The 10,877-nt window shown below is 72.3% G+C and carries 9 protein-coding genes; 7 read left to right on the top strand and 2 right to left on the bottom strand.

What is annotated here, in order from left to right:
- Nucleotides 1–343 precede the first annotated feature (343 nt).
- The 3 genes from dapD to ABEA93_RS35310 all read left to right on the top strand — a co-directional run bounded on the left by dapD (nucleotide 344) and on the right by ABEA93_RS35310 (nucleotide 2,130).
- Nucleotides 344–1,333 (top strand): 2,3,4,5-tetrahydropyridine-2,6-dicarboxylate N-succinyltransferase, encoded by a 990-nt coding sequence (gene dapD / locus ABEA93_RS35320; RefSeq protein WP_345680017.1) that lies wholly within the window; start codon nucleotides 344–346, stop codon nucleotides 1,331–1,333.
- Nucleotides 1,334–1,450: 117 nt separating this feature from the next.
- A complete protein-coding gene (locus ABEA93_RS35315) occupies nucleotides 1,451–1,798 on the top strand; it encodes a type II toxin-antitoxin system RelE/ParE family toxin (RefSeq protein ID WP_345680016.1) in 348 nt (115 codons plus the stop codon).
- Nucleotides 1,795–2,130 carry a helix-turn-helix domain-containing protein gene (locus ABEA93_RS35310; protein WP_345680015.1) on the top strand — a complete coding sequence of 112 codons (336 nt, stop codon included), beginning with the start codon at nucleotides 1,795–1,797 and terminating at the stop codon, nucleotides 2,128–2,130. Before ABEA93_RS35315 ends, ABEA93_RS35310 begins: the two co-directional genes overlap by 4 nt.
- Before the next feature lie 13 nt (nucleotides 2,131–2,143).
- Here ABEA93_RS35310 and casG read toward each other — a convergent pair whose 3' ends face one another.
- Nucleotides 2,144–3,814 carry a steroid-24-oyl-CoA synthetase gene (casG, locus tag ABEA93_RS35305; protein ID WP_345680014.1) on the bottom strand — a complete coding sequence of 557 codons (1,671 nt, stop codon included), beginning with the start codon at nucleotides 3,812–3,814 and terminating at the stop codon, nucleotides 2,144–2,146.
- A gap of 229 nt (nucleotides 3,815–4,043) precedes the next feature.
- On the opposite strand from casG, the gene ABEA93_RS35300 reads away from it, so the two are divergent.
- Nucleotides 4,044–4,496, top strand: coding sequence for a hypothetical protein (locus tag ABEA93_RS35300; protein ID WP_345680013.1), 453 nt, complete (start codon nucleotides 4,044–4,046; stop codon nucleotides 4,494–4,496).
- A 117-nt stretch (nucleotides 4,497–4,613) separates the two neighbouring features.
- A complete protein-coding gene (locus ABEA93_RS35295; protein ID WP_345680012.1) occupies nucleotides 4,614–5,333 on the top strand; it encodes a DUF305 domain-containing protein in 720 nt (239 codons plus the stop codon).
- Nucleotides 5,334–5,391: 58 nt separating this feature from the next.
- On the opposite strand, the gene ABEA93_RS35290 is transcribed toward ABEA93_RS35295, so the two are convergent.
- Nucleotides 5,392–6,072: a TetR/AcrR family transcriptional regulator gene (locus tag ABEA93_RS35290; protein ID WP_345680011.1), complete on the bottom strand. Its 681-nt coding sequence runs from the start codon at nucleotides 6,070–6,072 to the stop codon at nucleotides 5,392–5,394.
- A gap of 139 nt (nucleotides 6,073–6,211) precedes the next feature.
- Between ABEA93_RS35290 and ABEA93_RS35285 the strand changes: the two genes are divergently transcribed.
- Together ABEA93_RS35285 and ABEA93_RS35280 are read left to right on the top strand one after the other, a co-directional pair.
- A complete protein-coding gene (locus ABEA93_RS35285) occupies nucleotides 6,212–7,717 on the top strand; it encodes an MFS transporter (protein ID WP_345680010.1) in 1,506 nt (501 codons plus the stop codon).
- Nucleotides 7,718–8,079: 362 nt separating this feature from the next.
- Nucleotides 8,080–10,620 (top strand): outer membrane protein assembly factor BamB family protein, encoded by a 2,541-nt coding sequence (locus ABEA93_RS35280; protein ID WP_345680009.1) that lies wholly within the window; start codon nucleotides 8,080–8,082, stop codon nucleotides 10,618–10,620.
- Nucleotides 10,621–10,877: the final 257 nt, after the last annotated feature.

The following is a 10,877-nucleotide window of genomic DNA, read 5'->3' as shown; positions in this document are numbered from 1 at the left end:
TGCCCTGCCGGGAAGCCCGCGCGGCGGCGCGGGCAGCCCGGGCGGCCGCCGCCACGAGCCGCCGACCGCGCCGCGCCACCGCGCGACCCGGGGCGCCACGGCCCTTGCGGACCTGCCGATCGGCCCCGCCACCCCGGCGGAGCCGACCGACCCACCCCCCGCGCGGCCGCCCGACCTCCCCCAGAAGCCGAGCCGCCGACGCCGAGCGTGCGGGCGCTCGTGCTACTCAGCGTGCCGGAGGGGTGGACGCAGCGCAGTGGAGGACCCCCTCTACTCTTTGGGGCGTCCTGTTGCGGGCGTTCCGCGACGTGGCCGCGGCGGGCTCCCCGGTAACGTAGGCCGCGTGATCGAGACCTCTGCTTCCCCCACTTCCGGCGCCGTTGCGGCGGGCCTGGCGACGCTGGCCGCCGACGGCACCGTGCTGGACACCTGGTACCCCGCCCCCGAGCTGACGGCGGGCGGCGACAAGGCCGAGACCGTGCGCCTGAGCGCCGACGAGGCCGTCGCCGCGCTCGGCGCGGACACCGCCGCCGGACTCGGCCCCGACGAGGTGCGCGGCGTCGAGGTCGTCGCGGTGCGCACCGTCATCGGCTCGCTGGCCGACGCGCCGGTCGACGCGCACGACGTGTACCTGCGCCTGCACCTGCTCAGCCACCGCCTGGTCCGCCCGCACGGCGCGAACCTGGACGGCCAGTTCGGCCTGCTCGCGAACGTCGCGTGGACGAACCTGGGCCCGGTCGCGGTCGACGCGGTCCCCGCGGCCCGGCTGCGGGCACGCGCGGCGCGCGTGTCGTTCGAGGTCGCGGGCGTGGACAAGTTCCCGCGCATGACCGAGTACGTGGTGCCGTCCGGCGTCCGCATCGCCGACACGACGCGGGTGCGCCTCGGCGCGCACCTCGCCTCCGGCACGACCGTCATGCACGAGGGCTTCTGCAACTTCAACGCGGGCACCCTCGGCGCGTCGATGGTGGAAGGCCGCATCAGCGCGGGCGTCGTGGTGGGCGACCACAGCGACATCGGCGGCGGCTCGTCGATCATGGGCACCCTGTCGGGCGGCGGCAAGCAGGTCATCTCGATCGGCGAACGCTGCCTCCTCGGCGCCAACGCCGGCATCGGCATCTCCCTCGGCGACGACTGCGTCGTCGAGGCGGGCCTCTACGTCACCGCCGGCACCCGCGTCACCCTCCCGGACGGCACCGTCGTCAAGGCCGCCGAACTCTCCGGCCGCAGCGGCCTCCTCCTCCGCCGCAACTCCCAGACCGGCGCCGTCGAAGCCATCTGGCGCACCGAGTCCTGGGGCAGCCTCAACGCGGACCTCCACAAGAACGACTGACCCCGACCAACACCGCAGGGCGGCTCCCCCTGAGGGAGCCGCCCTGCGGCGTTTCACCCACTCGAACGAACCAGCGCCAAGCCGGCCCACGTCGCCGCCACGGCTGCCTGGCGTGGCATGGTGACCAACCGCTTCTCCGTCGAACTTGAACCCGAGGTCCAGAATTGGCTTTCCGGGCTGCCTGTTTCTCACTACCTGATCGCCGAAGAGAAGGTCGACCGCTTGGCGGATCAACCGACAGACCTTGGGGAACCGCATTCGCGATGCTTGGGAGACGGACTGCGGGAGCTGCGCTTCAGCCTGTCGGGGGCGGCTATCCGGGTCACCTACTGGCTGGCTCCAGGTCGCCGCATTGTCTTGCTGACCGTCTTCCGCAAAAGCAGGATGCGCGAGGATCTGGTCTGTGAGGCGTGGCACGGTCCTGCTCAGGTCGTGTACACCCGACACGACAAGCCGCAGGCATGATGAACCACTCGCGCTGGCGCACCGCACGCGAGCGCGCCCTTCGCGGTGAGGTCGAGGCGCCGCGGATCGCCGCCCAACGCGAGCAGATCCGCTTGGCGATGGACCTCGGACAACTCGTCTACGACCGCCGCAAAGTGCTGGGGCTGTCGGAAGAGGACCTCGCGGGTCTGCTCGGCACCGACGCCGACGAATTCGAGGCGATCGAGGTCGGCAGCGTCCTTCCGCTGACGTCCGAACTCCTGTCGCGGATCGCCGCCGCGCTGCGGGTCGACGTCGATGTCCGGTGGAACGCCGACGGCGCGGTCGTCACGTTCGACGACCGCGCCGCTTGAGGCTGGATCTCGCTTACTCCTCGACCAAGTCCGCCGACTTCGCGCCCGTGGCGACGGCGCGGATGACCTTGCCGGTGGGGGTGCGGGGCAGGGGCTCGGTGCGGATCTCCCAGTGGGTGGGGATCTTGTAGTAGGCGAGGCGGTCGCGGAGGTACTCGGTGAGGGTCTCCGGGGCCAGGGTGCCGCCCGACTTGGGGACGACGATGGCCTTGACCTCTTCGCCGAGTTCGGGGTGCGGGACGCTGACGACGACGGACTCGGCGATGTCCGGGTGGGCGTCGAGGCAGTGTTCGATCTCCGCGGGGTAGACGTTCTCGCCGCCGCGCAGGATCAGGTCGGAGCGGCGGGTCGCCATGAAGAACTGGCCGTCGCGGGCGAGGCCGAGGTCGCCGGTGCGGAGCCAGCGGTCCGGGGTGAGGGACTTCTCGGTGGCCTCGGAGTTGCGCCAGTACTCCAGCATGACGAGGGGGCTGCGGATCCAGATCTCGCCTTCCTCGCCGTCCGGCAGCCGCTCGCCGTCCGGGCCGTGGATCTCCACCTGGACGGTCGGCACCGCGACGCCGATCGCGCCGCGCGTGGCGGTGAGTTGGGCCGCGCCCGCGGAGGTCGCGACGCCGCCGCTCTCGGTGAGGCCGTAGCCGACGCCCATGGCGCCCTTGGCGTTGGGGAAGACCTGCTGGAGCCGCTCGACGAGTTCCGGTGCGAAGGCCGCGCTGCCGCCGCCGAGCCGGGTGACCGACGTGAGGTCGTACGACGCCACGTCCGGGTGGTTGACGACGCGCCAGCCCACGGTCGGCACGACGGACCAGTTCGTGCACTTCTCACGGGCGATCAGCGACAGCACCGCGGGCACCTCGAAGCGTCCGCTGAACAGCACCATCGTGTGCCCGTCGGCCAGCGCCGCGACGGCGCCCGCGAGCAGGCCGGAGACGTGGAAGAACGGGCTGTTGACCAGCCAGCGCCCGGGCGGCGGCACGAAGCCGGCGGGCATCTGCGCGAACGCGCGGGCGGCGAGCAGCGCCTGCACGTTCTGCATGGCGATGACGTTGCGGTGGGTGAGCACGGCGCCCTTGGGGCGGCCGGTGGTACCCGACGTGTAGAGGATCAGCGCGGCGTCGTCCTCGCTCGCCGGCCCGGTCGGGATTTCCGCGTCGGGGGCGTGGTCGACGAGTTCGGCGAACCCGGACTCCATCTCCACCACGGGGACGCCCGGGTCGGTGCCGCCGAGGCGTTCGAGGCGGCGGCGGTCCGCGACCAGGACGGCCGGCTCGCAGTCGGCGAGGCCGTAGCGGATCTCCTCGCCCGCCCACCAGCCGTTCATGCCGACGGCGACCGCACCGAGGCTGACCGTGGCCCAGAACGTGATCAGCCATTCGGGGCGGTTGGCGGCGAGGATCGCGACACGGTCGCCGGGGCGGACGCCGTACTTGTCGCGCAGCGCGGCGGCGACCGAGGCGACGGCGCGTGCGTGGGCGGCATACGTCCACCGCGTGCCGTCGTCGTGGACCATGTACTCGCGCTCGCCGAACCGCGCGGATGCCGCCACGAATTCGGAGAGCGAGCGCTGCCGACCGGCCAGCACGCGCATCGTCACGCCCAGGACCTCCTCGTCCACGAGGTCGAGGCGTGAGCCGGACGCGGGAGCCGCGGCCGCGGGTTCTGGGGTACGGGAGGTCGTCGCCATGCCCGGACCCTAAGAATGCTTGACCAAGTCAGTCAAGTGCCGCACCCTGCGAACGGACGTGTCCCACGCCACGGCATCCCCGCAGCGTGACACGTGTCGCACACCCTCGACCCCGGGAAACACTTGTAAGGGTCAACCTTCCCCTCTAGGGTGCGGACGGCCGCCGATACCCGATACCCCCAACCGGTAAGCTCTCCCCCACAGGGCCCCGGCGGCGGAAGGACGGCGCATGCGCAACGCGACCGCGCTCGTCCGCCTGTTCCTCTTCGTCGTCCTCGCCGTCGGCACCGTGGGCATGCACACCGTCGGCCATCCGCCCGAGGCGCGCGCCGAGGCCACGATGGCCGCCGACGCGATGTCCGCCGACCCCGTGGCCGGACGCAACGCGCCCGACGCACCCTGCCCCGACGGCCACTGCGCCGCGGGCGGCCCCGCAGCCGCCGAGCACCGGAACGCCGCCGACCACAACTCCCCCGCCCGGCACCCCGGCATGGACCCCGCGTCCGTCTGCCTGGCGATCGCTCTGGCCGGGTTCGTGCTGGCCGTGACGCTCTTGGCGCTCCGCCGCGGTGCGGCCCGGCGCACCGCGCTCTTCGTGCGCGGGCTGTGGGGACGGGTGGCCTCCGTCCTGCCCCCGCCGCAACCCCCCGACCTCTCCCAGCTCGCGATCCTGCGGATCTAGGCCGACCCGTGTCGGCAGGCTCCGGCCTGCCCGCGACCAGGTCCCGGCCGCGCCACCGCGCGGCCCAGCCATCCGCAGCGCCTCCCCGAGGCGTTCGACACGGGAGTACCTCTCACCATGAAGCGCCGTATGCCGCGCGTTCTCGCGCTGTCCGCCGTCGCCCTGTCCGCCGCACTCGTCCTCGCCGCCTGCGGCAGCGACGGCGGCGACGACGGCATGAACACGGGCGACCAGCCCACGTCGCCTGCCGCCTCGTCCGCCGCGCCGCAAAGCGCCGCCGGGTTCAACGACACCGACGTGATGTTCGCGCAGATGATGATCCCCCACCACGAACAGGCCGTGGACATGGCGAAGGCCGTCCTCGCCAAGTCGGCGAATGCCGACGTCAAGAAGCTCGCCACCGCCATCGAGGCCGCGCAGGCCCCGGAGATCGCCCGGATGAAGGGCTGGCTGGCGGCTTGGGGCAAGCCCGCGGCCATGCCGAGCACGGGCGGAACGGGCGGGATGAGCGGCATGGACCACGGCACGGGCGCCGACGGCATGATGTCCGACGCCGACATGCGGAAGTTCCGCGCCGCCGCCGGCACCGAACTGGACACCCTGTTCCTGCAGATGATGATCGTGCACCACAACGGGGCGATCACCATGGCGGAAGACGAACTGGCCAAGGGCGTCAACGCGGACGCCCGCAAGCTCGCCGAGGCGGTCAAGACCTCGCAGTCCGCGGAGGTTCAGCAGATGCAGAAGCTTCTCGGCAGCGCCCCGGGCGCCCAGCCGGCCACGTCCGCCACGCCCTCCGTGCCGGGCATGACCGGCATGCCCGGCCACGGCATGTAACCCACCTCGGGCGGCCGGCACCCCGCCGGCCGCCCGCACCCTCACTCGGGCGAGCCGCCTACCGCGCCACCGGCTCCCGCGCCTCCAGCATCGGGATCATCACGTGGTCCACGATCCGCTCGATCGTCTCCCGGCTCGGTGCGGCCGATTCCCGCATGTACGTGGTCCCGACCAGCGCCGGCCCCGCCGTCACGCACTCGTCCGCGAGCGCGCCCGGCCGGGCCTCGCCGCGGTCGATCGCCTCCCGGATCAGGCGGCGGATCAGGTCCAGGCGCGGCGCGACGGCGCGCTCCTGCCACAGTTCCTTGAGTTCCGCGGAGACCGCGGCCTCGCCGCACACCACCCGCAGCGCGACGCCGAGCGAGCCGTCGCAGCTGTTGCCGTACATCGACAGCACGGCGATCAGGTCGTCGCGGAGGCTGCCGCTGGAGCGGTATTCGGCCAGATCGGGCAGTGAAGCGGAGAGGCCGTCGATGACGATGGCCGGTTTGTCGGCCCATCGCCGGTAGAGTGTGGACTTCCCGGTTCCCGCCCGCGAGGCGACGCCTTCGAAGGTGAATCCGGCGTAGCCGCGCTCGGCCAGCTCTTCCACCACGGCGTCGTTGATCGCTTTGGCGAGCACCGCGCCGCGGCGCCGCGGGAACCGGCGGTGGTCATAGTCGCCGACCTCGACGACGAGGCCGTGCGGCGGCGCGACGCGGGCTTCGTCCCGCACCGCGGCGTCCTGGGCATCGCTCACATCGGTCACCTCCGCCATGGGGTCGGCCTCCGCAAACCATCGTACAGAAAACGTTTGCGTTCTCTAACGGGCTTTGCTTACTGTGACCAGAGTACGGAACCGTCCTCTATTTTCCGTCTTCTCAGAACGAGGTACCTCTATGTCCACGGCACCCCCCGAGGTCGCCGCCTCCACGGGATCGCCCGGCGCGCCGGGCAAGAGCGTGCACCCGGGCCTGGCGCTGGCCGTGCTGGCGGGTGCGCAGCTCATGATCGTCCTCGACGCCACGATCGTGAACATCGCCCTCAAGCACATCAAGACCGCGCTCGACTTCAACGACGCGTCGCTGACCTGGGTGATGAACGCTTACACGCTGACCTTCGGCGGCCTGCTGCTGCTCGGCGGGCGCCTCGGCGACCTGCTCGGCCGCCGCCGGATGTTCATCCTGGGGCTGGCCATATTCACGGTGGCCAGCCTGCTCGGCGGGTTCGCACAGAACGAGGCCATGCTGCTGGCCGCCCGTGCCCTGCAGGGCGTCGGCGGAGCGATCACCGCCCCCGCGGTGCTGTCGCTGGTCACCACGACCTTCAAGGAGGGCGCGGAGCGCAACAAGGCGCTCGGCGTCTATGCCGCGGTGTCCGGTATGGGTGCGGCCGTGGGCCTGCTCGCCGGCGGTCTCCTGACCGAGTACGCGAACTGGCGCTGGGTCATGTTCGTGAACGTGCCGATCGGCCTCGCGCTGGGCCTGGCCATTCCGCGGATCTTCCCGAACGACAAGGTGACCGGGGCGGGCGGCGGCCTGGCCCGGTTCGACCTGCCCGGCGCGATCACCTCGACGGTGGGTGTGTCCGCACTGGTCTACGGCTTCATCCGGGTGTCGGAGCAGAGCCAGAACCAGAAGGACCACACCTGGACCGACGGCATGGCGATCGCCAGCTTCGTGGTGGGCGTGGTGTTCCTGGCGCTGTTCGTGTTCGGCGAGCTGAAGACCCGTCAGCCGCTGCTGCCGCTGCGGCTGTTCCTCAACCGGACGCGGACCGGCGGCTACCTGGTCATGATGCTGGCCGGTGCGGGGATGATGAGCACGTTCTTCTTCCTCACCCTGTTCATGCAGAACCAGCTGCTGCTCGACCTGTCGCCGATCCTGGCGGGCGTGGCCTATCTGCCGCTGACCGCGGGCGTCATCACGTCGGCGCAGGTCACCTCGCGGATCATCACGCGGACCGGTCCGCGGCCGTTCCTGGTCGTCGGTCCGCTGCTGGCCGGCACCGGCCTGCTGTGGCTGTCGTTCCTCGACGCCGGTTCGAACTACTGGACCGGTGTGCTGCCGGGTGTGGTCCTCATGGGCCTCGGCATGGGCGGCGTGTTCGTCTCGATCATGGCGACCGCGACCGCGGGCATCGACCCGAAGGACATGGGCGTCGGTTCTGCGGTGCTCAACGTCACGCAGCAGATCGGCGGCACCATCGGGCTGGCGGTGCTGGCCACGATCGCGACGTCGGCGGTCAAGTCGGCGGACACGCCGGCGGAGGCGGCCAGCGTCTTCTCGACTGGGCCGATCTTCGCCGCGTCGCTCATGCTGTTCGCCTCGTCGGTGATCGCGTTCGTGCTCGTGCGCGTCCGCCGCGAGGACATCAAGGTCGACCCGGCCGCGGTCAGCCACTGACACAACCGGAATTCCGTCAAACGCTTGGCCGAGCGGCCGGTTTCCCTGCGGGGCCGGCCGCTCGGCATATGCGCACCCGGGACGAACTCGATCGGTCGGGAACCCCGATCCGCCGTCCCGCGTCTCAACGCAGTGAAAGAAGCACCGAAGCATCCGCGACACCCGCCTCCGACGGAGGCACACCGTGGGCGGCGGCGCTCGCGGGCCGGTACTCTGCCTCAGGCAGCAGGGGGATTCCGGACGCGGCGCTCCGCGTCCCCGGTGGCTGCACACGCGCCGGTCGACCGGATCGGCGCGGACTCTGTCGCAGCGAGGAACCGGCGGGGATGATGGGCGGTGGTGGGGGAGAAATCGGGGGGATTGTGACCGAACACGAGTGGCCGGGTGAGCCCCTCGCCAAGGGTGATCCGAACCGGATCGGGCCGTACACCGTCCTGGGCCGGCTCGGCGCGGGCGGGATGGGCCGCATCTACCTCGGACGTTCGCCGTTCGGCCGGCTGGTCGCCATCAAGACCATCCGCTCCGAACTCGGCGGCGACCCGGGCTTCCGCGCGCGCTTCGCGCAGGAAGTCGCCGCGGCCCGCCGGGTGAGCGGTGTGTTCACCGCCGCCGTGGTCAACGCCGACCCCGATGCCGCCGTGCCGTGGCTGGCCACCGCCTACGTGCCCGCCCCCTCGTTGGAAACCCTCGTGCGCGCCTGCGGTCCGCTGCCCGCCGGTGCGATCCGCTGGCTCGCCGCCGGCATCGCGGAGGCCCTGGAGTCGGTGCACGCGGCCGGGCTGGTGCACCGCGACCTCAAGCCGTCCAACGTGCTGGTCGCCAGCGACGGCCCGAAGGTGATCGACTTCGGCATTTCCCGGGCCGCGGACTTCGGTTCGCTGACCATGACCGGTGTCGCGGTCGGCACCCCCGCCTACATGTCGCCGGAACAGGCGCAGGGCGTGCGGGACATCACCCCGGCGAGCGACATGTTCTCGCTCGGCGCCACGCTCGTGTACGCGGCGACGGCGCATTCGCCGTATCCGGACCGGAAGCCGGCCGAGGCGCTGCTGCGCCTGGTGACCGGCTCGGCGGACCTGGTGGGGCTGCCCGACGAACTCCACGACCTGATCAATTCGTGCATGCAGCGCGCGCCGGAGCACCGCCCGTCGCCGACCGCGCTGCTGACCCGGCTGGCGCCGCTGCTGGACGCGGAGAGCAGCTACTCGGACTCGGACAGCCGGCTGCCCGAGGCAGCTGCCGCGATGGTCGAGCGGTTCGAGCGGCAGTACCGCCCGGCGGGCCAGCGCACTCCCCCGGTGCCCGAGCCGCAGGCCGCGCCCGAGGAGACCGACGACGACATCGGCAAGCTGAGCGACGACGACTGGGGCAAGCTGCCCGCCCAGATCCAGGCCGAGTCGCCCGCCCAGCCCGCACCGACCGGTCCCGACCCGGTGCCGCGGGTACCCGGCCCGTCCCCGCAGCCGCCGGTGTCGCAGCCCGGCGGCCCGGGCGGCCCCGGTGGTCCGTTCGGCGGTCCGGGCTCCCAGCCGCACGGCGCCCCGCCGCGCCCGGTGATGCCGCCCGGCGGCCCCGGGTCCGCGCCGCCGCATCCGCAGCCGGTCGGCGGGCAGCCGATGGGCGCCTACCCGATGACGGCCCCGCCGCGTCCGGGCTCGCAGCCCGGCTCGGGCATGCCCGGCGGCGGCGTGCAGCAGCGCCCGATGCCGACCCCGCAGCCGACCGCGCCGGGCCCGTACGGTCCCCCGCCGGGGTCGCATCCGCCCGGTCAGGCGCACGGCGCGCAGCCGGGCGCCGCGGAGACGATGCTGCGCAAGGGCGGTCCGGCGCCGGGGGCTACGCCGACGTACATCGCCGGTGCCGACGACGCGCCGCGTCCGCATCCGCCGACGCCGCGCACCCCGACCGGGCCGATGTCCGCGCCGACGACGCGCCCGTGGCGGTTCGCGGCGAGTGCGGAGATCCTGTCGCCGCCGGTGCGTGCGGGCGGCGTCCGCACGTCGCGGATCCACGTGCACAGCAAGGACAACGGCCTGCACACGCTGCATCTGTCGACCCGCGAATGGCGGTTCGACAGCAGCGGCTGGTCGCATCCGCCCGCGGTCGAGGGCGAGATGATGTACCTGAGCAGCCAGGACAACCACCTGTACGCGCTGGAGTTGGCGAGCCGCCAGTGGCGGTGGAGCTTCCCGACCGGCGGCGAGGTGGTGGCCGCGCCTGTGGTCGCCAACGGCACGGTGTACTTCGGCAGCAGCGACAACGCGGTCTACGCGGTGGACACCGCGACGGGCCTGTGCCGCTGGCGGTTCCCCACGCAGGGCTGGGCGACGACGCCGACGGTCGTGGACAACGTCGTGTACTTCGGCAGCAGCGACCGGTGCGTGTACGCGCTGGACGCGGTCACCGGCTACGCGCGTTGGCGCTACCAGACCGGCGGCTGGGTGTCCGCGCCGACGGTGTCCGGCGGCGTCGTGCACGTGGGCAGCACCGACCAGTACCTGTACCTGCTGGACGCGCAGGGCGGCCAGCTACGCGGCTGGTACAAGGCGCAGGGCCCGGTGGCGCAGCCCGCGGCGGCGAACGGCGTGTCGTACTTCGGCAGCGGCGACGGCGGCCTCTACGCGGTCGACGTCAACTCGACGAGCTGCCTGTGGCGGTACAAGACGGACGGCTGGGTCACGTCGCCGGTCGTGGAGAACGGCATGGTGTTCGCGGGCAGCAGCGACCATTCGGTGGTCGCGGTCGCGGCGACGGGCGAGCCGCGGTGGCGGTACGTCACCGATGGCCGGGTGACGTCGCCGGTGGTCGCGGACGGCATGGTGTTCGTCGGCAGCACCGACCGGCACCTGTACGTGATCGACGCGGCGACCGGCGGAGCACCGCCCGGAGCCACGACCAACTGAACTTTCCCGTAAGGGAGTTCAGGCGGCCATCCGGCCGCCTTCCCGGCACTCGAAAGCCCCGGCGGACCCGTTCCGCCGGGGCTTTGCCGCATCCGTGGGCCACCGTCCGGTTTTGATCACGGTCACATCACATACCTACCGATCGCTCAGTCGGGGTCGTACAGTCTGGCGCACGCGGCACCGTCCCGCCCGCGCGCTTCCCGTGTTCCACCCGCTCGTGCCTTGCTCGCCTCGCTCTGCCCGCCAGGCCCGCTCGA

The organism is Yinghuangia aomiensis, from assembly GCF_039542225.1.
Lineage (GTDB): Bacteria > Actinomycetota > Actinomycetes > Streptomycetales > Streptomycetaceae > Yinghuangia > Yinghuangia aomiensis.
Note: the sequence above shows the minus strand (reverse complement) of the source record. Positions and strands in the feature narration are given on the sequence as shown.

Excerpts from the sequence above, each read along its gene's own strand:
- ABEA93_RS35300 (WP_345680013.1), top strand. The coding sequence starts at position 4,044 with ATGCGCAACGCGACCGCGCTCGTCCGCCTGTTCCTCTTCGTCGTCCTC.
- casG (WP_345680014.1), bottom strand. The coding sequence starts at position 3,814 with ATGGCGACGACCTCCCGTACCCCAGAACCCGCGGCCGCGGCTCCCGCG.
- ABEA93_RS35285 (WP_345680010.1), top strand. The coding sequence starts at position 6,212 with ATGTCCACGGCACCCCCCGAGGTCGCCGCCTCCACGGGATCGCCCGGC.
- ABEA93_RS35310 (WP_345680015.1), top strand. The coding sequence starts at position 1,795 with ATGATGAACCACTCGCGCTGGCGCACCGCACGCGAGCGCGCCCTTCGC.
- ABEA93_RS35315 (WP_345680016.1), top strand. The coding sequence starts at position 1,451 with ATGGTGACCAACCGCTTCTCCGTCGAACTTGAACCCGAGGTCCAGAAT.
- ABEA93_RS35295 (WP_345680012.1), top strand. The coding sequence starts at position 4,614 with ATGAAGCGCCGTATGCCGCGCGTTCTCGCGCTGTCCGCCGTCGCCCTG.